The organism is Exiguobacterium abrahamii (genome assembly GCF_015645365.1).
Taxonomy (GTDB): domain Bacteria; phylum Bacillota; class Bacilli; order Exiguobacteriales; family Exiguobacteriaceae; genus Exiguobacterium_A; species Exiguobacterium_A abrahamii.
Genome location: NZ_JADOYC010000001.1, coordinates 1,718,572 through 1,743,286, shown reverse-complemented (window position 1 = coordinate 1,743,286; position 24,715 = coordinate 1,718,572). Strand labels below are relative to the sequence as shown.

28 protein-coding genes are annotated in these 24,715 nt (G+C 47.3%); 14 read left to right on the top strand and 14 right to left on the bottom strand.

Annotation, left to right across the window (positions count from 1 at the left end; all coding sequences use genetic code 11):
* Nucleotides 1–253 precede the first annotated feature (253 nt).
* The gene (locus ITJ88_RS09055) at nt 254–580 is read right to left on the bottom strand and encodes an AzlD domain-containing protein (protein ID WP_058713287.1); all 327 of its coding nucleotides are present in this window, start codon (nt 578–580) and stop codon (nt 254–256) included.
* Entirely contained in the window at nt 559–1,260 is a 702-nt protein-coding gene (locus tag ITJ88_RS09050; RefSeq protein WP_195865423.1) for an AzlC family ABC transporter permease, read from the bottom strand. Before ITJ88_RS09050 ends, ITJ88_RS09055 begins: the two co-directional genes overlap by 22 nt.
* 155 nt (nt 1,261–1,415) lie before the next feature.
* Here ITJ88_RS09050 and dhaK point away from each other — a divergent pair, with 155 nt between their 5' ends.
* From dhaK to dhaM, 3 genes are read left to right on the top strand one after another with little or no spacing between them, the layout of a single operon-like run.
* The gene (gene dhaK / locus ITJ88_RS09045; protein WP_023467763.1) at nt 1,416–2,384 is read left to right on the top strand and encodes a dihydroxyacetone kinase subunit DhaK; all 969 of its coding nucleotides are present in this window, start codon (nt 1,416–1,418) and stop codon (nt 2,382–2,384) included.
* Between the two features lie 24 nt (nt 2,385–2,408).
* A complete protein-coding gene (gene dhaL, locus ITJ88_RS09040; protein ID WP_029341247.1) occupies nt 2,409–3,011 on the top strand; it encodes a dihydroxyacetone kinase subunit DhaL in 603 nt (200 codons plus the stop codon).
* On the top strand, nt 3,004–3,372 hold the full coding sequence (dhaM, locus tag ITJ88_RS09035) for a dihydroxyacetone kinase phosphoryl donor subunit DhaM (RefSeq protein ID WP_195865422.1): 369 nt from the start codon (nt 3,004–3,006) through the stop codon (nt 3,370–3,372). The genes dhaL and dhaM overlap by 8 nt, the downstream gene beginning before the upstream one ends.
* 468 nt (nt 3,373–3,840) lie before the next feature.
* On the opposite strand, the gene glpK is transcribed toward dhaM, so the two are convergent.
* The 4 genes from glpK to lexA form a co-directional block, all read right to left on the bottom strand.
* Nucleotides 3,841–5,343 carry a glycerol kinase GlpK gene (gene glpK / locus ITJ88_RS09030; RefSeq protein WP_195865421.1) on the bottom strand — a complete coding sequence of 501 codons (1,503 nt, stop codon included), beginning with the start codon at nt 5,341–5,343 and terminating at the stop codon, nt 3,841–3,843.
* Nucleotides 5,344–5,386: 43 nt separating this feature from the next.
* The gene (locus tag ITJ88_RS09025) at nt 5,387–6,088 is read right to left on the bottom strand and encodes an MIP/aquaporin family protein (RefSeq protein ID WP_195865420.1); all 702 of its coding nucleotides are present in this window, start codon (nt 6,086–6,088) and stop codon (nt 5,387–5,389) included.
* A gap of 186 nt (nt 6,089–6,274) precedes the next feature.
* Nucleotides 6,275–6,745 carry a metal-binding protein gene (locus ITJ88_RS09020; protein WP_047391185.1) on the bottom strand — a complete coding sequence of 157 codons (471 nt, stop codon included), beginning with the start codon at nt 6,743–6,745 and terminating at the stop codon, nt 6,275–6,277.
* Nucleotides 6,746–6,776: 31 nt separating this feature from the next.
* The gene (gene lexA / locus ITJ88_RS09015; RefSeq protein ID WP_023467770.1) at nt 6,777–7,391 is read right to left on the bottom strand and encodes a transcriptional repressor LexA; all 615 of its coding nucleotides are present in this window, start codon (nt 7,389–7,391) and stop codon (nt 6,777–6,779) included.
* 211 nt (nt 7,392–7,602) lie between these two features.
* On the opposite strand from lexA, the gene yneA reads away from it, so the two are divergent.
* The 7 genes from yneA (at nt 7,603) to ITJ88_RS08980 (ending at nt 15,169) form a co-directional block, all read left to right on the top strand.
* Nucleotides 7,603–7,890, top strand: coding sequence for a cell division suppressor protein YneA (yneA, locus tag ITJ88_RS09010; RefSeq protein WP_195865419.1), 288 nt, complete (start codon nt 7,603–7,605; stop codon nt 7,888–7,890).
* A gap of 45 nt (nt 7,891–7,935) precedes the next feature.
* Nucleotides 7,936–8,589: a YneB family resolvase-like protein gene (locus tag ITJ88_RS09005; RefSeq protein ID WP_029341251.1), complete on the top strand. Its 654-nt coding sequence runs from the start codon at nt 7,936–7,938 to the stop codon at nt 8,587–8,589.
* A 113-nt stretch (nt 8,590–8,702) separates the two neighbouring features.
* Entirely contained in the window at nt 8,703–8,939 is a 237-nt protein-coding gene (locus ITJ88_RS09000) for a DUF896 domain-containing protein (RefSeq protein ID WP_023467773.1), read from the top strand.
* Nucleotides 8,940–9,213: 274 nt separating this feature from the next.
* The gene (gene tkt, locus ITJ88_RS08995) at nt 9,214–11,184 is read left to right on the top strand and encodes a transketolase (RefSeq protein WP_230088686.1); all 1,971 of its coding nucleotides are present in this window, start codon (nt 9,214–9,216) and stop codon (nt 11,182–11,184) included.
* Between the two features lie 122 nt (nt 11,185–11,306).
* Nucleotides 11,307–11,537, top strand: a complete 231-nt coding sequence (locus tag ITJ88_RS08990) for a YneF family protein (protein WP_012370001.1) — start codon at nt 11,307–11,309, stop codon at nt 11,535–11,537.
* A gap of 120 nt (nt 11,538–11,657) precedes the next feature.
* Nucleotides 11,658–13,409: an ABC transporter transmembrane domain-containing protein gene (locus tag ITJ88_RS08985; RefSeq protein WP_195865417.1), complete on the top strand. Its 1,752-nt coding sequence runs from the start codon at nt 11,658–11,660 to the stop codon at nt 13,407–13,409.
* Nucleotides 13,406–15,169, top strand: a complete 1,764-nt coding sequence (locus ITJ88_RS08980; protein WP_058705250.1) for an ABC transporter ATP-binding protein — start codon at nt 13,406–13,408, stop codon at nt 15,167–15,169. Before ITJ88_RS08985 ends, ITJ88_RS08980 begins: the two co-directional genes overlap by 4 nt.
* Nucleotides 15,170–15,226: 57 nt before the next feature.
* On the opposite strand, the gene ITJ88_RS08975 is transcribed toward ITJ88_RS08980, so the two are convergent.
* From ITJ88_RS08975 to ITJ88_RS08965, 3 genes are all read right to left on the bottom strand, one after another.
* Nucleotides 15,227–16,117, bottom strand: coding sequence for an SH3 domain-containing protein (locus tag ITJ88_RS08975; protein WP_195865416.1), 891 nt, complete (start codon nt 16,115–16,117; stop codon nt 15,227–15,229).
* Between the two features lie 296 nt (nt 16,118–16,413).
* The gene (locus ITJ88_RS08970; protein ID WP_195865415.1) at nt 16,414–16,710 is read right to left on the bottom strand and encodes a hypothetical protein; all 297 of its coding nucleotides are present in this window, start codon (nt 16,708–16,710) and stop codon (nt 16,414–16,416) included.
* A 196-nt stretch (nt 16,711–16,906) separates the two neighbouring features.
* The gene (locus tag ITJ88_RS08965) at nt 16,907–17,101 is read right to left on the bottom strand and encodes an aspartyl-phosphate phosphatase Spo0E family protein (RefSeq protein ID WP_195865414.1); all 195 of its coding nucleotides are present in this window, start codon (nt 17,099–17,101) and stop codon (nt 16,907–16,909) included.
* Between the two features lie 220 nt (nt 17,102–17,321).
* Between ITJ88_RS08965 and ITJ88_RS08960 the strand changes: the two genes are divergently transcribed.
* Complete coding sequence (locus ITJ88_RS08960; RefSeq protein ID WP_195865413.1) at nt 17,322–18,020, top strand: cytochrome c biogenesis CcdA family protein; 699 nt, start codon at nt 17,322–17,324, stop codon at nt 18,018–18,020.
* Between the two features lie 16 nt (nt 18,021–18,036).
* Entirely contained in the window at nt 18,037–18,516 is a 480-nt protein-coding gene (locus ITJ88_RS08955; RefSeq protein WP_035398107.1) for a CcdC family protein, read from the top strand.
* A 42-nt stretch (nt 18,517–18,558) separates the two neighbouring features.
* Here the strand turns inward: ITJ88_RS08955 and ITJ88_RS08950 are convergent, their stop codons facing one another.
* Entirely contained in the window at nt 18,559–18,984 is a 426-nt protein-coding gene (locus tag ITJ88_RS08950) for a DUF2621 family protein (RefSeq protein ID WP_023467782.1), read from the bottom strand.
* A gap of 91 nt (nt 18,985–19,075) precedes the next feature.
* Between ITJ88_RS08950 and ITJ88_RS08945 the strand changes: the two genes are divergently transcribed.
* Nucleotides 19,076–19,399 (top strand): hypothetical protein, encoded by a 324-nt coding sequence (locus ITJ88_RS08945; RefSeq protein ID WP_023467783.1) that lies wholly within the window; start codon nt 19,076–19,078, stop codon nt 19,397–19,399.
* A gap of 43 nt (nt 19,400–19,442) precedes the next feature.
* On the opposite strand, the gene ITJ88_RS08940 is transcribed toward ITJ88_RS08945, so the two are convergent.
* From ITJ88_RS08940 to ITJ88_RS08930, 3 genes are all read right to left on the bottom strand, one after another.
* Entirely contained in the window at nt 19,443–20,747 is a 1,305-nt protein-coding gene (locus ITJ88_RS08940) for an LD-carboxypeptidase (protein WP_195865412.1), read from the bottom strand.
* Between the two features lie 26 nt (nt 20,748–20,773).
* Entirely contained in the window at nt 20,774–21,787 is a 1,014-nt protein-coding gene (locus ITJ88_RS08935; RefSeq protein ID WP_058265204.1) for a hypothetical protein, read from the bottom strand.
* Nucleotides 21,788–21,879: 92 nt separating this feature from the next.
* Nucleotides 21,880–22,320: an RrF2 family transcriptional regulator gene (locus ITJ88_RS08930; RefSeq protein ID WP_029341264.1), complete on the bottom strand. Its 441-nt coding sequence runs from the start codon at nt 22,318–22,320 to the stop codon at nt 21,880–21,882.
* Nucleotides 22,321–22,460: 140 nt separating this feature from the next.
* On the opposite strand from ITJ88_RS08930, the gene ITJ88_RS08925 reads away from it, so the two are divergent.
* A complete protein-coding gene (locus tag ITJ88_RS08925) occupies nt 22,461–23,258 on the top strand; it encodes a hypothetical protein (protein ID WP_195865411.1) in 798 nt (265 codons plus the stop codon).
* A gap of 56 nt (nt 23,259–23,314) precedes the next feature.
* Here ITJ88_RS08925 and ITJ88_RS08920 read toward each other — a convergent pair whose 3' ends face one another.
* Nucleotides 23,315–24,559, bottom strand: coding sequence for an MDR family MFS transporter (locus ITJ88_RS08920; RefSeq protein WP_023467788.1), 1,245 nt, complete (start codon nt 24,557–24,559; stop codon nt 23,315–23,317).
* Nucleotides 24,560–24,715 lie beyond the last annotated feature (156 nt).

Below are 24,715 nucleotides of genomic sequence, written 5' to 3'. Positions count from 1 at the left end.
ATTCCTGACTTTCGTTTTACGAGAAACCATCAGCGTACCGAAATAGGCGATGACGTACAACACAATTAGTCCTTGTTTTAGCAGATAAGGTAGATCCATTTGACTCGCGATTATAAAGATGACGCACAGCAATATCAAATAGGGTATGAACTGCTTATTTGGCATATCAGGACCTCCTTCACTATCCATTTATTTCTATATATAAGGATAACACAAGAGATGCATCGAAATGGGCTAAAGATGAATGACTTGCTTATAGATACAGCCGTAGAAACGCCATCGTGACGACGCCAGTCACGACCGTCCAGGATAAACTTTTACTGAAAATCGCGACCGCCATCGTCGGTAATGCTGCGAAGACATGAAGCGTCGAAACCGTCGGAAATGCCTCATCTTGAGCGATGAGGAGATTCTGAAAAAAGAGGGCACCAAGCAGGCAAATCGGAATGAACGAGAGCCATTCTGTTACGAGGCGCGGTAACGTCAGTCCATGAAGGACGAGAAACGGTAAGACGCGTGGAATCCATGTGACGAGTCCACAAGCTAAAAAAAGAGCGATTAATTCTGGACGGATTTCCATCGTGTGATCACGACTCCTATACTTGCACCACCGAGCGTCGCGCAAAGAACGGCGACTTCTGGAGAAAAGTAGCGCATGGTTATGTAAAGCAATAGAAAGACAATCAGTAGGAGGCAACTATTCACGGCAATACGGGAACGTTCCCCTTCAAACTGTAAGTACAATAAGCCGATGAACATCGCTGTCAGGGCAAAATCGAGACCGAAGCGCTCGGGATCAGGAAACCAGCTTCCGACAAGGGCACCGAGAACGGTTGCGACGATCCAACTGAAGTAAGCAGTCAGATTCAAACCATGCATGAAGGACGGGGAGAGCTTTCCTTTTTGGGCAGTGTTCATCGCGACAGCGAACGACTCATCCGTTAGTAGCGTTCCGGTACCGAGACGGTCGCGGAGATGTCGTGTCTCAACATGTGGCGCAAGCGTCAGACTCATTAACAAGTGCCTGAGATTGACGATGAACGTCGTCAGAATGATGGCAGAAGCAGGACCATTTAAGAGTAAGAGACTCGTGATGATGAACTGGGCGGCGCCGGCATAGATGAAGACGGACATGAATCCGACTTCAAGAGGGGATAAGCCGGAGGCACGACCGACGATCCCAGCTGAAAAACCGATGCCGATATATCCGAGGACAGTGGGTAGACAGGCACGGACACCTGCTTGAAAGGCTAATGACATTCGATTCCTCCTCTTTTTTAAGAGCATAGCATTCATGCGGAATATCGTCACCAACTGGTCAATATTTTCATCATTTTTTTCGACATATTCGACTTGATTTGGTGGTAAAGACTAAGTGGTACGGCAAAAATCAGTTAGGTAAAGGAGCGTTTTTCATGCACAAATTAATGAAAGATTCAAACCGGTTCGTTTCAGACATGGTCGACGGACTCGTACTAGCTCACCCTGATTTGTATAAAAAGGTCGAAGGGGTCAATGTCGTCGCGCGGAAAGTACCACTTGATGGAAAAGTCGGACTCGTTTCTGGTGGAGGAAGTGGTCATGAACCAGCGCACGCTGGATTCGTGGGTGACGGTATGCTTGCTGCGGCTGTTTGCGGGGAAGTCTTTACGTCACCGACACCGGACATGGTGCTCGAAGGCATCAAGGCAGCCCATGGTGGAAAAGGTGTCTTACTCGTCGTTAAGAACTACTCGGGTGATGTCATGAACTTCGATATGGCGAAGGAACTCGCTGAACTCGAGGACATCGAAGTCGACACGGTCGTTGTCAATGATGACATCGCGATCAAAAAGGAAGAGGATCGTCGTGGTGTCGCGGGAACCGTCTTCGTCCATAAGATTGCCGGAGCTGCAGCTGCAGAAGGGAAATCACTGAGTGAAGTCAAAGCAGTCGCGGAAAAAGTCATCCAGGGCGTTCGTTCGATCGGAATGGCACTCTCACCATGTTACATGCCAGAGAGCGGCAAGCCAGGATTTGAGTTGCACGATGACGAGATGGAGATCGGAATCGGGATCCATGGTGAAAAAGGACTTGAACGAAAAGCAGTCGCTTCCGTTGATGCGATCGTTAAAGAGTTGCTCGATCGTCTGACAAAAGAAGTACCAGACAAAAAAGTCGCCGTCATGGTGAATGGGATGGGTGGAACACCAGAATCCGAACTGTATATCACATATAAATATGTCGCGGAAGAACTTCAGGCACATGGTTACGAGATTGCCCGTTCGTTCGTTGGAAACTATATGACGTCGCTCGAGATGCACGGATTCTCAATCACGCTCTTACCAGTAGATGATGAACTGCTTGGGTATCTCGATGCAGAAACGAAAGCGATTGGATTCTAATTTAGATAAACGGGGTGTACAAAGATGAAGTTGACGACGGAACAGTTGCGAAGCGCGCTCATTAAAGCCGCGGAACAGATTGAACAGCACAAGGATGAATTGACGGACCTCGACCGGGAAATCGGCGACGGAGACCACGGGATCAATATGTCACGCGGCTTCCAAGCAGTCCAAAAGACGTTAGAAGAACACGGTGAATATGAGGACTTAGGAGCTTTGTCGAAAGAAGTCGGGATGACGCTGATCAAGACGGTCGGTGGAGCATCGGGTCCATTGTACGGCACAGCCTTCGTTAAGTTCGCTGGTGCGTTCAAAGGGAAAACGGAAGTCGAAGGTGCAGAGCTCGCAGATGCTTTCCATGAAGCGACGGAAGGCATCAAATCGCGTGGGAAATCGGAATTCGGTCAAAAGACGATGGTCGATATCTGGACACCGTTCCAAGAGGCGCTCTCGCAAGAAGGGGATTTGAAAGCGGCAATCGATCAAGCGCTTGCTGATACGAAAGCGCGCATCGCAACGAAAGGTCGTGCGTCTTACTTCGGTGAAGCGACGGAAGGCGTCCAGGACCCAGGTAGTCTATCGAGTGCTTTGTTACTCGGCGAAATCGCGGAGGTGCTTCATGGTTAATCTTGTACTCGTTTCCCATAGTGAAAAACTTGCAGCTGGACTAAAGGAACTGTTAGCAGAGATGGCGCCGGATACGCCAGTCTTAGTAGCGGCAGGTCTTGAGGACGGTAGCATTGGAACGGACGCGACGCGAATCGAAGAAACACTAAATACACTGGACGATGATGGAGTCGTTTTAACGGATATCGGTTCTGCGACGATGAACACGGAACTGGCCCTTGAACTATATAGTGGCGAACGGACGGTTCGTTTTATCGACGCACCACTCGTCGAAGGCGCGTTTTTAGCGGCTGTTCTTAGCGGACAGTCGAAATCCGTTGATGAGATTGAAGACGGATTGAAAAAAGAGTTCGGTAAATAATTGGTGAAGCCCTCGATACTGAAGACAAAGTGCAATTGTTCTCTAACGAGAAGGATTGCGCTTTTTTGTTCGCTTCGAATCGTTTTCCTGGGACAAGCATCGCGCCGCTTCGCTTCGCTGCAGGGTCGCTCTTGTTTGTTTTTCCCTAGGAAGCGATGTCGAGTGAACAAAACGCTTCTCTGATCTTTCTTCCGAATATAAAAAAAGATGCGTCACACGCCACTCCTACAGTAACAAGCGCATATTTGCGCTGTCAGAGACAAATAAGACCCGCTTTCCTGCTTGAATGAAGCAGGAAAGCTGGCTTATGTCTCGCCTGAGGAAAGGGCGTGAAAAAACGCATCATTTTTGGTGTCAGCCCTTTTGTCTACAGTCTGAGCTCTCTTTGCAATAAAGCGAAGAGTGGTTTTTTATATTATTGGATATCAAAAACCCGGTCCCTCTGCAAAAGGGACCGGGTCAATTGTTTTATTTTGATGGTTTGAAGACCATAGTCGCTTCCACCGCTTTTTGCCATCCAGCATAGCGTTGCTCGCGATCGTCTTCTTTCATCTCTGGTTTGAACTGGTGATCCAGCTTCCATTGTTGTTTGATTTCCGCCTTATCTTTCCAGTAACCAACAGCTAATCCAGCAAGGTAAGCTGCACCGAGTGCTGTCGTTTCGTTAATTTCTGGACGATCAACAGGAACGCCGAGAATATCCGATTGGAACTGCATCAAGAAGTTGTTAGCTACAGCACCACCGTCGACACGGAGTGTCTTCAGTTCGATACCAGAATCTTGTTCCATCGCTGTTAACACGTCGCGTGTTTGGTAAGCGAGTGATTCAAGCGTTGCCCGAACGAAGTGCTCCTTATCCGTTCCGCGTGTTAATCCGAAGATTGCTCCGCGAACATCTGAATCCCAGTACGGCGCACCAAGACCAACGAAGGCAGGAACGACATAAACACCGTCTGTTGAGTCGACTTTTGTTGCGTAATCTTCCGAATCTTTCGCGTGTTTCAGCATACGGAGTCCATCACGGAGCCACTGGATCGCAGAACCGGCGACGAAGATCGAACCTTCCAGCGCATATTCGACTTTTCCATCAACGCCCCAAGCGATCGTCGTCAAGAGTCCATGGTCAGAAGAAACAGCTTTCTCACCCGTGTTCATGAGCATGAAGCAACCTGTTCCGTAGGTGTTTTTTCCTTCACCCGCTTCAAAGCACGTTTGACCGAAGAGTGCTGCTTGTTGGTCACCCGCAATACCAGCGATTGGCACTTCGTAACCGAAGAAGTGATACGGTACCGTTTTGTCGTAGACTTCACTCGACTGACGAACCTCTGGCAACATCGAAGCAGGAACACCGAGGATATCGAGTAACTCTTCATCCCATTTTTGTTCGTAGATGTTGTACATCAATGTTCGTGAAGCGTTCGTGTAGTCCGTGATGTGCGTTTTTCCACCAGACAGTTTCCAAACGAGCCACGTATCGATCGTACCAAAGAGCAATTCACCGTTCTCCGCTTGCTCACGCGCACCTTCGACATTATCGAGGATCCATTTGACTTTCGTACCAGAGAAGTAGGCATCAATCAGAAGTCCGGTTTTATCACGGAACTTCTGGTTCAAGCCTTGTTCTTTTAAGTCGTCACAGATACCAGACGTTTGGCGCGATTGCCAAACGAGTGCGTGATAGACAGGTTTGCCTGTTTCTTTGTTCCAGACGACCGTCGTTTCACGTTGGTTCGTGATGCCGATTCCAGCGATTTGCTCAGGTTTGATATCTGCCGTTCCGAGTGCTTCGGCCATAACCGCAAGAATCGAACCCCAGATTTCGTTTGCATCATGCTCGACCCAGCCTGGTTGTGGGAAGTATTGCTTGAATTCCCGTTGTGCCGAGTTGACGATTTTCCCATCGTGATCGAAGATGATTGCACGTGAGCTTGTCGTACCTTGGTCGAGTGCTAGGATATACTTGTTTTCCATTTCGAAATCCCCCTTGAGCATTATGTGTTAGTGAGACGTGATCTTAGTAGATCAATTGATAGATGAATACGGCAATCGCTCCACCGATGATTGGACCAATGACAGGAATCCATGAATAGCCCCAGTCAGATGAACCTTTATTCGGAATCGGTAGGATAGCGTGCGCGATACGCGGTCCAAGGTCACGAGCCGGGTTGATGGCATACCCTGTTGTACCACCGAGCGATAGACCGATGACGACGACGAGTAAACCGACGATGAGTGGTTTTAAGCCGTCTCCGAACGTCGTTAAACCGAGTGCCAAGATACCGAAGACAAGAACGAATGTCCCGATGATCTCAGAAATCAAGTTCGACGGCGTATGACGAATCGCTGGACCTGTTGCGAACACACCGAGTTTTGCAGCTTGATCATCAGTCGCTTCAAAATGTTTCATGTAATGAAGCCAAACGAGAATGGCGCCGATGAAAGCTCCGACAAGTTGTCCGGCAATGTAGATCGGAACGTCTGCCCACGGTAGGTCAGAGTTCAAAGCAAGTGCAATCGTCAATGCGGGGTTCAAGTGTGCTCCACTTTCAGCAGCGACGAATGCTGCTGTCATGACGGCAAGACCCCAAGCGAACGTGATGACGATCCATCCGCTGTTTTCCGATTTCGTCTTTTTCAAGACGACACCGGCGACGACTCCATCCCCGAGCAGGATGAGGATCATCGTACCAATCATTTCTAGTACAAAGTTATTCATGCAAAAACCCTCCCTTTGGATTAAAGCAGATAATGGCCTTTCTACTTTAAATTACTCCGAATTGAGAACGTTTTCAATACATATAATTGAAATATAGGAATGGAAATTTTTTATTTTGATGTTTAAAGATACGAAAAAGTGGATAAGAAAACACCTCATTCTGCTTGCAAGCAAGCAAAAGAGGTGTTACCGACGACGTTTTTTTCTTTTTTTAGGTCGAAACCAACTGCTGGAATAATCTAGTAGGATATGAATCGTACTCGCCACCATGATCCCGACGACGAATGCAGGCAGGGAAGCGAACCACGAATCAATCGTAGCAGAATCAAGAACCTGAAAATATAGACTTAAAAATAGTAGCGGAATCAGAATCGCCGCACTATAAAGAAGCCGAATGATGTCTCCGATGATCAGTCCATGCGACCAAATCGATCGGTGAGGCATGATCTTGACATAAGGCATCCACAAGACTCGAAATGGTCCAAAGCGATAATACGGTTCTGACTTTAAATCGAGGTCGGGTGACAACCAAAGGGTACCAACAGCGATACCGATGGCGGTTGGTAACCAATCGGTTTGTTGCGTTGCGACCGAATACGCAACGTAACCCGTCAGTGCGACGGTATTGACGGTATCATGAACATTTCCTGAAGGCATGAAAAAAGACCAGTCGTAACTGGTCCCTCCGTCAATGAATCGTCCGATACACGCCGATTACCTTACCAAGAATGGAGACATTATCGAAATACATCGGATCCATCGAGTCATTTTCTGGTTGTAGACGTACCTGTTGATCTTCTAAGAAGAACCGTTTCACCGTCGCTTCGCTATCTTCGGTCATAGCTACGACGATTTCTCCGTTTTCTGCTGTGTTTTGTTGGCGCACGATGACACGATCGCCGTCAAGAATACCTGCGTTAATCATCGATTCACCATCGATCGTCAACATGAAGACCGTCTCGTTTCCTACATAATGTGCAGGGAGTGGGAACTGTTCTTCGATGTTTTCAATCGCTGTAATCGGAAGACCCGCTGTGACTTTCCCGATGACGGGAACATGGACGATGGCTTCCGTGATTTCTTCAGGCTTATCAAGCAATATCTCAATCGCACGTGGTTTCGTCGGGTCACGGCGAATCATTCCCCGTTTCTCGAGTCGATCCAAATGACCGTGTACCGTCGAGCTAGACGCGAGTCCGACTGCTTCTCCGATTTCACGAACTGATGGTGGATACCCCTTCAGTTTCACTTCAGAGACGATGTAGTCGAGAATCTCTTGTTGGCGCTTAGACATTTTCCGCATACGAATTGCCACCTCTTTCTGGATTGAAGTTTGAAATGTAAGAATATATGTTTCTAGATTCACTATAACATAGAACAAATGAGCGTACAAACAATTGTTCGACATTTTGTGTTGACCGAACACGGGTTCTGTGTTTATTATGAGTTATGCGAACAATTGTTCCGCGAACATTTATTCTAACTCATTCATTTCATATTTGGAGGGATTCATGATGATTCATACGATTCGTACTCATGCTTTTTCAATTCTCTTCTATGCATTAAGTATTGCCTTCGTGATCTTTTTACTCACACCACGCCCGGATGAAAAAGTGGCGCAACTGATGACTGCTTCCGTTACGGTCGATGAGAACGCTACAGTCGAACAAATTGCTGAAGTCTACAATGATGGTTCGATGTCAAATGAAGAATACGTCAACTGGTTGATTAAAAATAATGATGTCGAGACAAAACACGTCATTTCAAAAAGCAAAATCGTTGTACCAATCGCACAACAATGACAAAATGGAAAAGTTGTGAAAGAACGAACAGGGATGTGAGGTACGATGAAGGTCGTGATTTATTGTCGGGTGTCGACCGAAAAAGAAGCACAAGATAGTTCGATTGAACGCCAACGGATGGAACTTTCGAAGGTCGCGTCTCAAAAGGGTTTTGATGTCGTGGATGTCGTCTCTGAAAAAGAGAGTGGCTATGACGTCGATCGGGAAGGGATGCTGACGGTTCTTGATCATGTGACACGTGACGCGGTAGATGCGGTCCTCGTGACGGATGATACACGGATTGGTCGTGGGAATGCGAAAATCGCTATTTTGCACACGTTTAAGAAGCACGGTGTTCGGTTGATGACGCTTGATTCCGATGGAGAATACCAGCTTGCAGATGCAGAAGCGATGGTCCTTGAGATCGTCTCACTGGTGGAAGAATATCAACGGAAACTGCATAACGCAAAAATCGCGCGCGGCATGCGGCGAGCTGTCGAACAAGGGTTTCGCCCGGAACGAAATCTCAATCGCCAAGGAGAGAACGCTGGGCGTAGTCGAAAAGACGTACCAATCGAAGAAATCGTACGTCTTCGAGAACTCGGATTGACGTTTTCAGATATCGCCATTACGCTTCGCGGGATGGGACATGATATCTCAAAGGCAACAGTCAATCGTCGATATCTTGAATACCGCGAATTGACGCCTAGCCCGGAATGAGAAGCAAGTAACCCGTCGACTGACGCGGTTAACTTGCTTTTTTTAGTAAGCTCTTTTACAGTAAGAATACAATTGAACTACTCAAGTTTGAGTCATAGAGAAAGAGGGATTCCATGTTATCACAAGAACAATTAGATCGAATCAATGCATTAGCGAATAAATCAAAAGTCGAGCCGTTATCAGAAGCAGAAGCGGCAGAGCAAAAAGAGTTACGTGCAGCGTATCTCGCAGCATTCCGTGGATCGTTCAAAAACCAACTCATGGGCATGAAGATCGTTGATGAAGAGGGCACAGACGTAACACCTGAGAAATTAAAACAAGCACAAGAAGAAGAACGGAATAAACAATAATCGTTTGTTCCTTCTATAGAAGAAAGAGGTTTCGCGTTAAGCGGACCTCTTTTTTGTTTAGCGCTGTTAGATGAGGAAACATTGCACGATAGCAATACATCTTAATAACGATCTTTCATCAATTCATGCATCCTGTATGAGTCGATAGAACGGCTATAGATAGCGCATTCATTTTAATGTGACATACTATTTAGAAAAGTTGTATCACATTTAAGAGTGTGCTAAAATGAGTAGGAATTTGTGAAAAAGAGAGAGGATGATTGTTTTGACGAACATGACGACAGTAGAACAATTAGCAATTAATACGATTCGTACCTTATCGATTGATGCCGTACAAAAGGCGAATTCGGGTCACCCAGGTATGCCAATGGGAGCAGCACCGATGGCATTCTCGCTTTGGGCGGATCATATGAACCACAACCCTAAAAATCCAGAATGGTTCAACCGCGACCGTTTTGTACTTTCAGCCGGACACGGTTCGATGCTTCTCTACTCACTCCTCCACCTATCGGGATATGATCTATCAATGGATGATCTTAAATCATTCCGTCAATGGGGATCAAAAACACCAGGTCACCCGGAATACCGTCACACGGCTGGTGTAGATGCGACAACAGGTCCACTTGGTCAAGGGATTGCAATGGCAGTTGGTATGGCGATGGCAGAACGTCATCTTGAAGCAAAATACAACCGTGACGAGCTCAACGTCGTCGATCACTTCACATACGGGATTTGTGGAGATGGAGACTTAATGGAAGGTGTCTCAGCTGAAGCGGCTTCACTCGCAGGTCACCTAGGTCTCGGGAAATTGGTCGTATTGTATGATTCAAACGATATCTCACTTGACGGCGATCTCGATAAATCATTCTCTGAAAACGTCCAAAAGCGCTTCGAAGCGTACAACTGGCAAGTCATTCGCGTAGAAGACGGAACGGATATCGATTCGATTTCGAAAGCAATCGCGGCGGCACAAGCAGAGACGACAAAACCAACATTGATCGAAGTCAAGACAGTCATCGGTTTCGGTTCACCGAACAAATCAGGGAAATCGGCTTCTCACGGTGCGCCACTCGGTGAAGCAGAAATCAAATTGACGAAAGCTAGTTATGTATGGGATCACGAAGAGTTCTACGTCCCTGAAGAAGTCAAATCATTGTTCGACGAGCGCATCGTCCAACGTGGTGCTTCTGCGGAAGACGCATGGAACGAGACGATGAAACAATACGAAGCAGCTCACCCGGAATTGCATGCGGAACTCGTTCGCGCGATCGCAAACGAATTGCCAAGCAACTGGGAAGCGGATCTTCCGACGTACGATTTGTCGTCGAAAAAAGCGACACGTCAAACGAGTGGTGAAGTCTTGAATGGTCTAGCGAAGAACGTTCCGACATTGTTCGGTGGTTCAGCTGACCTTGCAGGATCGAATAACACGATGCTCAAAGGCGAAGCAGACTTCGACATTGATCCAAGCGGTCGTAACATCTGGTTCGGAGTACGTGAATTCGCAATGGCTGCAGCTGTCAACGGTATGGCCCTTCACGGCGGCGTCATTCCTTACGGTGCGACATTCTTCGTCTTCTCGGATTACCTCCGTCCGGCGGTTCGTCTTGCAGCATTAATGGGGCTTCCATCTATCTTCGTCTTGACGCATGACTCGATCGCTGTTGGTGAAGATGGTCCAACACACGAGCCAGTCGAACACTTGATGAGTTTCCGTGCAATGCCGAACGTTACAGTTTACCGCCCAGCAGACGGAAAAGAGACGATTGCTGCATGGAAAACAGCGGTTCAAGCGAAAGACAAACCGACACTTCTCGTCTTGACACGTCAAGGTCTTCCAGAGCTTGAAGGCACGACGACAGAAGGCGCTGAAAAAGGCGGTTATGTCATCGCTGGTGACGTCACGAAAGCAGACACGCTCTTGCTCGGTACAGGTTCAGAAGTTCATCTTCTTGTCGAAGCACAAAAAGAACTTGGTGAATCAGCAGCTGTCGTTTCGCTTCCATCATGGGAAGTATTCGAAGCACAGTCAGCAGAGTACAAAGAATCAGTTCTTCCGAAACACATCACGAAACGTGTCGCGATCGAAGCAGGCGCTTCGCTCGGTTGGTACAAATATGTAGGAACAGAAGGACAAGTCATCGGAATCGATCGTTTCGGCGCATCTGCTCCTGGGGACTTCCTCTTGAAAGAATACGGCATGTCTGTTGAGAACGTTTTAGCGACAGTCAAGCAACTCGGATAATCACTTCCGGAAAACGGGTCCGATCTTACGTCGGGCTCGTTTTTCATCTATTATCATCTATGCAAACAATTGGAATTATAGTATAGTAAAAAGCGACGTTTTAAGTTAGAGGAGGAAGCAACTTGGCTACATGGATTTGGATTTTAATTGCCCTTCTTTGCTTGGTAGCAGGTGTCGCCCTTGGTTTCTATATCGCTCGTCGATACATGATGAACTACTTGGAGCAAAACCCACCAATCAACGAAGATATGATTAAGACATTGATGATGCAAATGGGTCAAAAGCCATCACAAAAGAAAGTCAACCAAGTGATGCGTTCAATGAGTGGTTCAATGAAATCACCTAAAAAATAAGCTGTACGAAAGGGGACCAAATGGTCTCCTTTTTGTTTGCTATTTTTTAGAAAGAGAACTAATCTAAAATGTGAGACTATTTCAAATAATCATAGGATTTAAAAAAGGGGGGAGACTTGAATGGGAGTCTTCAGGAAACTCGGTTGGTTTTTCCGACGAGAATGGAAAGCATATAGTCTTGGGGTCGTCTGCTTGATTTTTGTAGCAGCGTTAGAACTCATTCCACCGAAGATCATCGGGACGACAGTCAATGGTCTAAGTGAGGGGAGCTTGACGAAGAATGATTTGATTCGTCTAGCAGGTACATTGTTGCTCATCGGGGTCGCGACGTATTTTATTCGTTATTTTTGGCGTTTTCATATCTTTGGGGCATCGATTCGTCTCGGTCGATTGTTACGCAGTCAACTGTATGGTCATTTTTCAGATTTGGATCAATCGTTCTATAAGAAATATCGGAGCGGGGATTTGATGGCGCATGCGACGAACGACGTACAGGCGGTATCGATGACAGCAGGTGCCGGTATTCTAACGCTCGTCGACTCGGTGACGATGGGGAGCTTCGTCATCATCACGATGGTCACGACGATCAGTTGGAAATTGACGCTCGTATCACTTCTACCGATGCCGCTGATGGTCTACTTGACGTCACGCTACGGGAAAATGTTACATTCGCGTTTTCATGACGCGCAGGAAGCCTTCTCCGATTTGAATGACAAGGTCGCGGAAAGCATTAGTGGTGTCCGTGTCTTAAAAGCAACAGGAGAAGTTGAGTCTGATGTACAGACGTTTACGGATCTATCGGATGACGTCGTCCAAAAGAACCGTCGTGTCGCAAAAATCGACGCGCTGTTTGATCCGACGATTTTTGGATTAGTCGGTTTATCGTACATCATCGCTGTCGGATATGGTGCGTATCTGTTACAACAAGGTGAAATCCGAATCGGTGACATCGTCTCATTCACTACATATCTTGGTTTATTGACATGGCCGATGCTCGCCTTCGGTTGGTTGTTCAACATCGTCGAGCGTGGTCGTGCTTCTTACGATCGGATCGAGCGGATGCTTGCGATCGAACCGGAAATTAAAGACGCGAAGGAAGCAGCAACAAGTGTTTCCTCACCAGAACTCCACGTTGGGATTGAGCGTTTCATCTATGATACACAACCGGTCTTACAAGACATCGATGTGACGTTGAAGCCCGGTAAATCGCTTGGAATCGTCGGGAAGACGGGTGCCGGGAAATCGACGTTCGTTCGCTTATTGTCTCGCGAATACGACGTCAAACAAGGCGCCATCACGATTGGTGGACGAGACATCAAACAATTGACGCGTGATACCGTCCGTCGTCAAGTAGCGATCGTTCCACAGGATCATTTCTTATTCTCCGCGTCGATTGCTGATAATATTGCCTTTGCCAAACCGGAGGCATCAATGGAAGACATCATGGAAGCAGCGCGGATCGCAGCGGTTCATGATGATATTCTTGGGTTTAAGGAAGGGTACGCGACGATGGTCGGGGAGCGTGGGGTGACGTTATCCGGCGGTCAAAAACAACGGATCTCGATTGCCCGGGCATTACTAGCAGACTGTCCGATTTTAGTGCTCGATGATGCCTTGTCTGCAGTCGATGCTAAAACCGAGGAAGCGATCATCCACCACTTCCGCACGGCGGATCACGATCAGGCACAAATCATCGTTGCCCATCGCCTGTCGGCTGTGTCGCATACCGATGAGATCATCGTCCTTGAAGACGGTCGGATCATCGAACGGGGCACGCATGAGCAGTTACTCGCTCATGACGGTTGGTATAAAGAGACGTACGATCGCCAGCAACTAGAATCACTTGTCGAACAAGGAGGGCGTTCCGAATGAATCATGATATCAATGAAAAAGCCGTCCTGAAACGATTGCTTGATTTCGTCAAACCGTTCAAAAAGCAGGTCAGCATCGCCTTCATCCTGCTGTTCATTACGACAGCGGCAAAACTCGGGGGACCGTATCTCGTCAAGATTTTCATTGATGAATACGTCGCACCGGGTACGTATCCGGTACAGGAAGTCGCACTTTTGTTTACAGCGTACTTGTTACTTCATACGACAGGGATCATCGTTGATTACTTGCAGGCGTTCGAATTCCAAAAGATTGCCTTGCAAGTCATTCAACGCTTACGCATTGATGTGTTCCGGCACGTCATGCACTTACGGCTTGCCTATTTTGACCGGACGCCTGCTGGAGTGCTCGTATCCCGGATCACGAACGATACGGAAGCGATCAAGGAGCTCTACATCGGTGTCCTGTCGACATTCGTGCAAAGCGGCGTTCAGTTGATTGGAACATATATCTTCCTTTATCTACTAGAGCCGCGACTCGCGACGATTGCGTTACTATTGTTACCGCTGTTTTATTTCATCATTTGGATTTACCGGAAGTATTCGACGAAGTATTACGCGGAAGTCCGCGATTTATTGTCGAAAATCAATGCCCAACTGAACGAATCCATCAACGGGATGGCAATCATTCAACAATTCCGCCAAGAAAAACGTTTGATGGCAGAGTTCGAGGAGACAAACGTCGCCCACCAGAATGGACGTTATAAGAACTTGAAGCTCGATAGTTGGTTGCTGCGACCAATCATTGAATTGTTACTCGCCATTTCAATTGCGACACTCGTGACGTATTTCGGTGTCCTATCGTTCTCGCAAACGGTCCAAGTCGGTGTCGTCTATGCCTTCATCAGCTACATGGAGCGGATTTTCCAACCGGTACAGCAAATCATGCAACGGTTGTCCGAGTTCCAACAAGCCGTCGTCTCAGCAGACCGTGTATTCAAGGTCCTCGATACGGATGAGCCGGAACCAACGAAACAACTCGAAGGGGATGCACGAGTATCGGAAGGACATATCGTCTTTGAAGACGTGCGCTTTAGTTATGACGGAGAGAAGGATGTCTTGAAAGGGATCTCGTTCGAGGCGAAAAAAGGGCAGACGATTGCGCTCGTTGGTCATACGGGAAGTGGAAAAAGTTCAATCATCAATATTTTGATGCGCTTTTACGCGTACCAATCGGGTCGGATCTTGATCGATGGTCAACCGCTTGAGCAGTTATCGGAAGAAGAACTACGACAGCATGTCGGACTCGTGTTGCAGGATTCATTCTTGTTCACGGGAACAGTCGCTGACAATATTCGATTATTCGACAGTTCGATTTCCTTTGATCGTGTCGAAGCGGCTGCTAAATTCGTACAAGCGGACGGATTCATCAATCAACTCGACCAGCAATATGACAGTCCCGTTGCGGAACGGGGGGCGACGTTCTCAGCTGGGGAACGTCAGTTGATCTCCTTCGCACGCACGATGGCGCGGGATCCGAAAATCCTGATCCTCGATGAAGCGACGAGTTCGATTGATACGGAGACAGAGGAGAAAGTGCAAGTCGCACTTGAACGGATGCGTCAAGGGCGGACGACGATTGCCATTGCCCACCGTCTATCGACGATTCAAGATGCAGATTTGATTCTTGTATTGCATCAAGGGGAAGTGATCGAGCAAGGAAATCACCAAGAATTGATCGCACAAGATGGTCTGTATAAGAAGATGTATCAGTTGCAATCCGGTCATGTCACGGTTTCTTAAAAAATAGACAAAAAAAAGCCTGCCAGGCGGTCTCGCCCGGCAGGTTGTTTGTTTTGATTAGTAGACTGTAACTGTAACGTTTTGGCGTCCCCAATTGAGTGCTTCTTGTTGTGAACCAACGAGAAGGTCAAGTTTGTTACCTTGGATTGCGCCACCACGGTCGAGTACGATTGCTTCACCAATGCCTTCGATGTGCATACGTGTACCGATTGGGTATTGTGAAGAAGCTGCTACGATACGCATACCATTGTACGTGATCGTATTCGTAACGTCATAACCGCTTGCTGTCAACGCACGACCGTTGTAAAGTTGGCTACCATTGCTTGATGGGTCGTTCGTGTAAGCACTGACGTTCATCGTCACTTTTGTACCTGATTTTGCAGGTGTTGATTGTTTTGTTGCAGTAGCTGGTTTAGCTGCTGCTTTTGGTGCTGGCTTCGCAGCTGGTTTAGCAGCTGGTTGTGCTGCTGGAGCTTTTGCTACGCTACCGAGTGTTGTGTATGCACTGTGTACGTAACGTGTTTTACCATTGATTGTTGTTTTGATCCATGCACCAACTTTACCTTCTACGTTGACTTTTTCGCCTTTATAGAGGTTACCGACATCTTTCGAGCTTGTCGTTGGTTGTGTGCGGACGTTTAGTACTGCCGTAGTAACTGTCGCTTTTTTAAAGTCGAATGAGCCTGCTGCAGACGTATACGCACCATGGACATAACGTTTTTGACCGTTAACTGTTGTTTTGATCCATGCGCCAGAACGTCCTTCGACATTTAATGTTTGACCTTTATATACATTGCCTACGTCTGCTGATGCAGTTGTAGGTGCTGTGCGTACGTTGAGTACTGGTGTATTTACTGTTACCGTTTCTGAGGCAGCCTCTGTCTCTTGGGCAAATCCTACTGATAGAGCTGTTGCTGCAAGACCGGCAGCGAAAACTGCTTTTTTCATTATTGATGTCCTCCTGACATATGCTGTGTTTACTGTTCCTACTTTACACGGCAAATCTGACCTGTGCGTTTACAGGTCAATGTCATTCGAGTTACAAACCGGGCTTTTGTGACAACAAGATTGCAAAAGAGCAGTTTTTGTCATCGATAGGACATACTGATTATGAAAAACGAAGGTTTATAGGTCTTTTGGCTTACTAAATATAAAAAATTCGCACAATTCAACAGAAAAAAGTCTTAAAAATAGAAAGTGTTGAATCCTTCGATCGTCTGATGATGAAAAAGTGAAGTGGATCATCAATACTTGAAGATCGTCGTCACGCCGAACGCTGTCAGGTAAGAACGATGATACAATTCCTGCATCCAATCGTTAGTGGAAAGTTGAAACGTGCCGTGAATCGTTTGGTACGTTCGCTGGCGAATATTTATTTCGATTGGCTCTAGTAGCGGAGTGGACGGGAGATGGTCATGCATGCTGTCATTTTGATTTTCGATATAGAGCAGCTCGAGGATATCTCCTTCTTCCATATAACGCTGTAGATAAATCATGAACTCCCATTGATCGGCACCTTCGATCGTATACAAGTAAGGCATCGTGAATCGACCTCGCTTCAATGAGACATATTCAAGCGGTTCGACTTCATGTACGTATAGTTGAGGGAGATCGTCAGGTATATAGAGGGGACGAGAACTAGCAATGAATGTAAGAGCGGACGTGAAGCACCTCCATCAGAAATAAAAAGTCATAAAAAAGTCAGCATTCACACTCGAATGCTGACCAAATTGTGCATTAAGATAAGAGCGGTTCGTTCGAACCGTGAATGGTGTAGTTTTGGACTGTCCGTGAATATTCTAAAAGCAGGATGTCAAGTTCATGGCTAAGTTGTAAAACACGCGGGGAGGTGAAGCTGGACTGGTCAGCTTGATGATATAGTTCGCTACGTTTGGCTTCGATGGCTAACGTCAATAGTTGTTGTGTCGTCATAGCAGTCTCCCTTACATTGGTGTCGTATCCATATTCTAGCAAGTCCATTTACTAGGTGCAATGAGATTTCAGTAAAATCGATGAAATGTAATTTTTTTGTAATTTTGGCGGACACGAATCTTTTGCAACTTTCTGTGAGATAATAGGTGCTAAATGCAGAGGAGTTTGGCAAAATAGAGGAGGAACTTCTTCTATAGTAGTAAAGAAAGGGGATGCTCATATGGAGCTCTCATTATGGTTAGCGTTTGGAGCAGGATTATTATCTTTCGTCTCTCCATGTACGCTACCACTGTATCCTGTGTTTCTCTCATACATCACAGGTGTGTCGGTAACGGATTTAAAAGAACGGGGCGTACGAGAAAAACGATCCTTGTTTCATACGTTAGCGTTCCTCATTGGTTTTGCGATGGTATTCGTTGTACTCGGTTTATCGACATCGTTGTTCGCAGATGTCTTTATCACATATCGGGATACGTTACGGATGGTTGGGGCACTCGTCATCTTCGTTTTTGGGATTGTTCTCGTCGGATTATGGCAACCAACATTCTTGATGCGTGAAAAGAAACTGAATCTCGGGGAACGAAAAGGAGGATACGTCGGGACGGTACTCGTCGGAATCGGTTTTGCAGCCGGTTGGACACCGTGTACAGGTCCGATTCTCGCAGGAGTCATCGGATTAGCTGCGACCAATCCGAGTCAAGGCATGTTCTACATGCTCGCGTATGTCCTTGGCTTCTCGATTCCGTTCTTATTGATGGCGTTCTTCGTCGGTCGTTCGCGCTTGTTCGTGCAGTATAGTCTGAAATTAACGAAATTCGGGGGAGCCTTGATGATGGTGTTCGGAGTCATGCTGTATTTTGATGGCTTGAGTAAATTCGCAGCATGGATGAGTGACATCGTCGGATTCACTGGATTTTAATCAAGGAAGTGATCGGATGATTTGGATATCAACTGGGGTAGCGCTCGTCATGGGATTGCTGATCAGCTTCATTCGTGTGAAGGCATCAGCAAAACCGACGAATGCTAAAAAAATCTTGATCCCGCCTTTTGCGATGTCGACGGGGATGCTGCAGTTTTTATACCCAGCATCCCGTCTGACATGGACGGAGGTAGCAGAAGCATTGCTCGTTGGAGCCATCTTCAGTATCTTTTTGATCAAGACATCCAATTTTTATGAAGCGGAAGGGCAAATTTATTTGCAACGTTCGAAAGCATTTTTCATCGTCTTATTCGGCATCTTACTCGTTCGGACGGTTGCGAAGTTCTTCATCGGCGGACAGATCGATATCTTCGAAACGGGTGGGATTTTTTATCTCGTTGCCTTTGGAATGATTGCACCGTGGCGCTTCGCGATGTATATGAAATACAAACGAGTCAAGTCGGGCACCGTGCCGGTTGCGCACTTACCTCACTAAAAAAACCGCTGAAGGCGACTTCGGCGGTTTTTCGTGCATCCTTCAATTTTGGAAGTATAATGCGTAGTCTCGCCAGTCGATGGCGTGCTCCGTTAGTGCTTTTTTCAAGAATTTATGATCGCGTTTCGGTGTCGCAGAAATATATCCTTTGACGACCAGTTCGGATGTCATCTCTGTCGCCCGTTCTTCAAGTGCGAACTGTCCGATTCGCCCGGCAATCTTGCGGCGTGCGACATCACGAAATGCCGATGGAACCGGCATGACGAGAGCGTTCAATAATTCCATCGTCTCATCCGTCCAAAGATGTCGTGTTTGGTCGATGTACTCATCTTCCCAGTCCATCATCGATTTACCGTCTTCTTTCGGTAACTTCTTGAGGAACTTCCGGAACATGAAAAACCCGCCAATTGCCATGAGTGTGATCATGATAAAGCCCCAGAGCAGAATCCCGTTCATGAACCATTCCATGCGCGACTCATCCCCCTTTCACATCAAATATAGATTAGCATAAATCAGGTGGACGTGCTATGATGAATGACGGAGAAAGTGAGGCGAAAGAATGCTGCAACCATACGTACAATTGGACGAGACCGGACAGCCCCGTAAAGGTGTCTTACCTGAAACAGCGGACGGTCGGATCGTTGAATTCTATTATGATACGAAGGGTGAGGAGATCACAGTCATCTTCGTCACCGTTCCGGCAGAAGATGCGAGCCGGAAGCGTGCGTTTACGGTCGGGAAAACGTTCAAGACGGTCTCGACTCTTGAAGACTTCACGTTACTTCACTATGAATGGGCAAATGACCAGATTTTCGCGACACTCGAGATGTTTGCGGATGGGTCGAAACGTCAAATCGACGCTTCGAGATTGCTCGACTATTAAAAAAGAAGGAGATGCGGATTGCCGCGTCTCCTTCTTTTGATATTCAAGAAATATGAAGTCGGATGACCTCGTCATGCAGTTCCACCTGACCACCAATCGGGAACGTGAACAAAGGACTCGTATGTCCGAAGTCGACATTCGCAAGAACCGGTACGTACTCTAGGAATGGATAGAGTGAGATCAGATATCGCAGATGCTCTTCCGTCATCTTCGTTGTGAGTTGGAAGCGTCCGAAGACGATCCCGCGAATCGTTTCGGCGCCCGGTTGTGCCATCAAAGAGGCGAAATCACGGGCGAACGTTGCTGGATGGACTTCGTAATCATCTTCAAGGAATAAAATCGTATTCCGTAAATCAGGGAAGTGCGGTGTGCCTTGCAGGAGATTTAGCGTACAAAGATTCCCGCCGAGCAGTCGACCGCTTGCTTGTCCCGGAGATAATAGAATCGGTCCTTTGTTTGGTAACGTGATGACGTGTCCGCGATCGGTATCGCGCCAATGCACCGAAGGCTTGATCGTAACGGGATCCGTTCCAAACAACACTTGCTTGAAGTAATCGATCGTATAGGCGTCGCGATCACGGAAAGCCCGTAACATTGGTCCCGAGTACGTCACTAAGCCGGTATTCGTTAGAATGGCGTGACTGAGTGCTGTGATATCGGAGAAGCCACACAGGATTTTCGGATGTGTCCGAATCAATTCGTAGTCGAGTAAGTCGACGAGTTCATTCGTACTAAATCCACCGCGAACGCACAGAATCGCATCAACGTTCGGATCAGCGAACGCAGCATGGAGGTCTGCAACCCGTAATTCAGGATCACTGGAACCAAACGGATTGACAGCACGCGCATGTTGACTGATCGAGACACGTAATCCAAGTGATTCGAGGGTTTGAATCGCACCATCGATGATCTTCATCTCGACTGTCGAGAGACTGGAGGCTGGTGCGACTAAACGGACATGAGAACCATCCGTCAATTTCTTCGGTGTTAACGTCGGCAGATGAGCAGCGATGATTTCTAACCGGTTACCGAAGGGATCGGCTGTGAAGAAACGACGACGTGGCGCAAGGCGTGTGTCATGCTCAACCGGATAACCGGCAGCTTGAAGAGCATCGCTCAAGGCTTCGAACGCAGCGACGGTTAATCCAGGATGCGCTTTTTTAGCAGGGGAGAACGGCTCCTCGATGCCGAGATGAAGTGCTGCACCATGATTCTCGAACCAGACACCGCCACTGGCTTGAACACCAGTCGGTTTTTCGACTTCCTTCATATGTAAAAGCCCGGCATAAAATGCACGGGCGCGATCTTCTTCGTTTTTCGGCATAGCGAGCTGGACATGATCTAACATGAAGACACTTCCTTTACGAATGAGATTCAAGCAACGAACTGGGTGATTCGTTTTAGTTCACGTTCGACGAGGTTCAAGTAGAAGACACCTTCGATCCGGCGATCGAGAGACTGTGCAATCTCATAGAGATTCGTCCGAAGCGCTGCGAGATACGACGCTTCCTCACCAAGCGATTGACGATGAGCAAAGGCATAGTGAGCGAGTAGGAACTGAAGATATCCACGATCAGTCAAGAACGGGATCAATTGTTTTTTCTCTTCCATCGACCAAGTATAGTTCGTATCATAATACATCTTCGCATACAGGTGATATGGTTCGTCACCGCCTGTAAAGAGGGTTTCACCCCGTTTGACTTCTTCGATCAAGCGTTCGCTCCAATCGAAGCGTTCTTTTTTGCGACTGAGGAACAACGGTAGGATGTATGGATGAGCCTGATCCGGCATCCGCGAGCAACCGCGTTCATGCCGCAGTGCTGCATAAAGCAGCAAGGCACGATCTTCGAAGCCACGATCAATCGCATACGTCATCCGGCTGAATGCTTCACAGGACGGGCAATCACTGAGTTCGTCACTTGGCGCGTCAACCCATTCCGATAGATAATGATCAGCCTGTTCCTCGTCACCGAGTTTGCTGTAGACCATGAAGCTGATATAGTCACGTGTCCGAATAAAGCCATGCGCGTCACAGAAATCGATGAAGCGATCAAGATCTTCTTCGAGAAGCGAGACCGTCACGTCTTCTTGTTCTGCCATATAGATCAAGTAGGACTTGTAGTTCCAGTACAAATCAAGTTCTTGTTTGGGAGTCAGTGTCATCTCATCTTTTCGGATCCATTCCATCAAGAGCGTGAAAGACACGAGAAACGATCGGAAGTGTCCTAAATCAAATTGATTTTGTGAAAATGCCCATAAGGAGAGGAAGCGGAGTGAATCATCAGCTGTTTCCTCAAAGATGGCCCATAAGGCCTCACCGCGTGCAACGGAGGGTTCTTCTTCCTTTAAGCGAAGATATAAGAGATGGAGTTCTTCTTGAGGGTTCATCTGTACCCCTCCTTTCTTATATAAGTATACCACGAGCGTTTTGAGAAATCGCAATTGAGCGAGGATGGAATAAAAAAAGATTCCGAACCGGCTCAATCGCGGTTCGGAATCATTTCAAGTATTTGTGGATGAGTATCAGCTGTCGGATGTAGCAAATCATGTACCGTGTAACTATTGAGTACTTGATGGAACGCCGCAATGGCATCATCGAAGGCATCACGTGCCGGATTGAGCGAAGGGACCTCGTGAATGCCTTCTTGCGGATCGAGAAAATGAACGGTTGGTTCAAACAGTTGTACGACGTCACCGATATGAATTGCATCTGGAGGACCTGCTAAGCGGAACCCACCTCCACGACCACGGACAGAATCAATCAAACCACTCTGTCCTAAACGATAGACTACTTTCATCAAATGATTCTTAGAAATGTCGTAACAATCCGCTACTTCCTGGATTCGGACTAAACGATCGGGATGGGCTGCTGCGAACAGCAGGGACCGAATCGCGTAATCCGTATAACGTGTCATGCGCATTTTCATCACCTACTTAACACACATACTAGGGGGGGACGCAAGCATTATCAACTCTCAATGTGCAAAAATTAAGATGCATTTTAGAGATTGTTTTTGAGGGTGGATTCACGCATAATGGACGGTGAAAGGTAGGTTAAATTATGCATTTCGATCAGGCATTACACCTTTTGCAACAGCTCGGACCATCGATGGAGCAAAAGGGATTGCGGATCGCGACGCGCTTCTATGACTCGCTTGAGGCGACGTACGAAGAAGAATTGCGCGCGCTTCGAGAAGCGGGGGCTCAGGACGGAACTCGCGCCTTGCGGATTTTACGCTTGAGTCAACTACTGAACCAGATTACCAATCAGCATGAATCGAGTGAACTGTTTAAATTGATTTTATTGAACGAAATCAATCAAACGAAATCGTTTCTACTGACGTACCCGGACATTATCAGTCGTGAAATTCTTCAAGCTATTCAAATCGAATATGATCTTAAAGAAGATGCACCTTTACTTCAAGCATGGGCAATTGTTCACCATCAACTCGTCGATACGTGCCGCCATTTTTGTAAATACCGCCGTGCTGAGAACTGGCGTCAACAAGATATTTTGTTGATTGCAGAAGACCATCATCTCGGAGCCGTCATTGACGAAGCCCGGCATGCGCTTCTGAGTGGTCGCAAAACGACCTTGTTACATGTCTCAGCTGAGGAACTGGCAGAACGAATGTTAGCGAATGTCCTCTCTTTGACGACGAAAGGGATGGTCGTTCACCACATTCGTCAAGAAGGATGGGAACAACAGATGCACGAATTCTTGACGATGATCACGGCAAATGATCCGATCGTCTTCGTCAGTGGATCGACGAATTTCATTGAAGAAATCCAGCAACGACTCGATCCGTTACCGGTCCTGTTCGGTCCGTTCGTAGCGGCAAATCAATTACCCTCTTAACGAGAAAAGCGATGTGACACGCTCTGACAAAAGTCGGAGCATGACACATCGCTTTTTTAAGCTGATTTCGTTAAGCGCTTTGCGCGTTGAATCGACCGGTCGAGTGCGAGATAGACCCCACCTGATACACAACACAGCAGTCCGACAAATCCGAGCGCAAAGTCACCTTTTCCGGTATCAAGGAATAACGATCCGAGAAGCGGTGCGGTGACGCCGCCAATCAACCACTGGAGACTCGCAGCACCGTTGTACGTTCCGCGGAGATGTTCCGGGGCGATCAAAGCGATGAACGTCATCTGCACAGGGGACATGATCATCTCACCGAGCGTATAGAACGCATAAATCGCAAGTAATACCGTCACGAGCACAACATAACTCGTTCCGAGTGAGAACAGGTAGGACGGCACGAACGCGAGGAAAATCATGCCGATGCCGAAAATCGATGCCCCGAGCAACATGACTTTTCCGAATGCTTTGCCGGACAAGCGAGCAGCAATCGGGAACTGGAACAAGACGACCATGATCCCGTTCAGAGCCATCAGATAAGGGAACGGATTTTGTTTCGTTGGTAATCCCGGTAGTGCTTCCTTCAAGAAGACCGGCAACATACTCTCGACGAGGGCAAATCCCATCGAGATGAAGACACCCGCCCCGATGAAGATTAAAAAGACATGATCCTTCCGCAATACAGTGAGCGGTGATACTTTGACTTCGTCCGTCTTTTCGATATACTCTGGTTTCGTTTCTTCGATGAAGAAGTAGAGAACGAGTCCGTACAGGAAAAAGACGAAAGCGGCAGAGTAGAAGATGAGTGAACGGTCGACGAACAGGACGGCACTTCCGAGCAGTGGACCGAATGCGGCCCCGACGTTATGTCCCATCCGCAACAGACCGAATGATTCGTTCAGGCGTTCTGGTGGTGTGACGTCCGCGACCATCGCGCTTGCCGCGGGATGGAACAGTGAACTCGATAAACCGAGCAACGCGTTCAAAGCGAGAAGTGGTCCGAATGAATCAGCGAACGAAAAACCGATTAAAGCAATGACGTCACCGATGATTGAGAGGACCATCAGTGGTTTTCGACCGAATTTATCGGCGAAGTGACCACCGAGAACGGCGCCGACGAGCGACATGATCGGTCCGGTCGCCATGATGACACCGACCAAGAAGTAGGAATCGAGTCGATCCGCATAATAAAGAACTAAAAATGGTGCGATCATGAACATCATGATCCCCGTGATCGTTTCCCCGACGAACCGGATCCAGATATTGCGATCAAGCTGTTTGAGTGCGTTAAACATAGTGAAAACCCCTTATATTCCGTTTTTAGACAATAGAAAAGACGGATACGCACAAATATGGGCATACCCGTCCTAATATAAGAGGGCAGCATGTACGTATACGCATACGCACACCCTGCTTAATTAAAAATTAAACGATTGGGTGACGTACAGTTG

Excerpts from the sequence above, each read along its gene's own strand:
- ITJ88_RS09025 (WP_195865420.1), bottom strand. The coding sequence starts at position 6,088 with ATGAATAACTTTGTACTAGAAATGATTGGTACGATGATCCTCATCCTG.
- glpK (WP_195865421.1), bottom strand. The coding sequence starts at position 5,343 with ATGGAAAACAAGTATATCCTAGCACTCGACCAAGGTACGACAAGCTCA.
- dhaL (WP_029341247.1), top strand. The coding sequence starts at position 2,409 with ATGAAGTTGACGACGGAACAGTTGCGAAGCGCGCTCATTAAAGCCGCG.
- ITJ88_RS08970 (WP_195865415.1), bottom strand. The coding sequence starts at position 16,710 with ATGCCTTACTTGTATACGATCGAAGGTGCCGATCAATGGGAGTTCATG.
- ITJ88_RS09005 (WP_029341251.1), top strand. The coding sequence starts at position 7,936 with ATGAAGGTCGTGATTTATTGTCGGGTGTCGACCGAAAAAGAAGCACAA.
- ITJ88_RS08975 (WP_195865416.1), bottom strand. The coding sequence starts at position 16,117 with ATGAAAAAAGCAGTTTTCGCTGCCGGTCTTGCAGCAACAGCTCTATCA.
- ITJ88_RS08935 (WP_058265204.1), bottom strand. The coding sequence starts at position 21,787 with ATGAACCCTCAAGAAGAACTCCATCTCTTATATCTTCGCTTAAAGGAA.
- yneA (WP_195865419.1), top strand. The coding sequence starts at position 7,603 with ATGATTCATACGATTCGTACTCATGCTTTTTCAATTCTCTTCTATGCA.
- ITJ88_RS09020 (WP_047391185.1), bottom strand. The coding sequence starts at position 6,745 with ATGCCTTCAGGAAATGTTCATGATACCGTCAATACCGTCGCACTGACG.
- ITJ88_RS08945 (WP_023467783.1), top strand. The coding sequence starts at position 19,076 with ATGCTGCAACCATACGTACAATTGGACGAGACCGGACAGCCCCGTAAA.
- ITJ88_RS08930 (WP_029341264.1), bottom strand. The coding sequence starts at position 22,320 with ATGCGCATGACACGTTATACGGATTACGCGATTCGGTCCCTGCTGTTC.
- lexA (WP_023467770.1), bottom strand. The coding sequence starts at position 7,391 with ATGCGGAAAATGTCTAAGCGCCAACAAGAGATTCTCGACTACATCGTC.
- ITJ88_RS08940 (WP_195865412.1), bottom strand. The coding sequence starts at position 20,747 with ATGTTAGATCATGTCCAGCTCGCTATGCCGAAAAACGAAGAAGATCGC.
- ITJ88_RS08965 (WP_195865414.1), bottom strand. The coding sequence starts at position 17,101 with ATGACGACACAACAACTATTGACGTTAGCCATCGAAGCCAAACGTAGC.
- ITJ88_RS08925 (WP_195865411.1), top strand. The coding sequence starts at position 22,461 with ATGCATTTCGATCAGGCATTACACCTTTTGCAACAGCTCGGACCATCG.
- tkt (WP_230088686.1), top strand. The coding sequence starts at position 9,214 with ATGACGACAGTAGAACAATTAGCAATTAATACGATTCGTACCTTATCG.
- ITJ88_RS08920 (WP_023467788.1), bottom strand. The coding sequence starts at position 24,559 with ATGTTTAACGCACTCAAACAGCTTGATCGCAATATCTGGATCCGGTTC.
- dhaM (WP_195865422.1), top strand. The coding sequence starts at position 3,004 with ATGGTTAATCTTGTACTCGTTTCCCATAGTGAAAAACTTGCAGCTGGA.
- ITJ88_RS08960 (WP_195865413.1), top strand. The coding sequence starts at position 17,322 with ATGGAGCTCTCATTATGGTTAGCGTTTGGAGCAGGATTATTATCTTTC.
- ITJ88_RS08985 (WP_195865417.1), top strand. The coding sequence starts at position 11,658 with ATGGGAGTCTTCAGGAAACTCGGTTGGTTTTTCCGACGAGAATGGAAA.
- dhaK (WP_023467763.1), top strand. The coding sequence starts at position 1,416 with ATGCACAAATTAATGAAAGATTCAAACCGGTTCGTTTCAGACATGGTC.
- ITJ88_RS08955 (WP_035398107.1), top strand. The coding sequence starts at position 18,037 with ATGATTTGGATATCAACTGGGGTAGCGCTCGTCATGGGATTGCTGATC.
- ITJ88_RS08980 (WP_058705250.1), top strand. The coding sequence starts at position 13,406 with ATGAATCATGATATCAATGAAAAAGCCGTCCTGAAACGATTGCTTGAT.
- ITJ88_RS09000 (WP_023467773.1), top strand. The coding sequence starts at position 8,703 with ATGTTATCACAAGAACAATTAGATCGAATCAATGCATTAGCGAATAAA.
- ITJ88_RS09055 (WP_058713287.1), bottom strand. The coding sequence starts at position 580 with ATGGAAATCCGTCCAGAATTAATCGCTCTTTTTTTAGCTTGTGGACTC.
- ITJ88_RS09050 (WP_195865423.1), bottom strand. The coding sequence starts at position 1,260 with ATGTCATTAGCCTTTCAAGCAGGTGTCCGTGCCTGTCTACCCACTGTC.
- ITJ88_RS08950 (WP_023467782.1), bottom strand. The coding sequence starts at position 18,984 with ATGGAATGGTTCATGAACGGGATTCTGCTCTGGGGCTTTATCATGATC.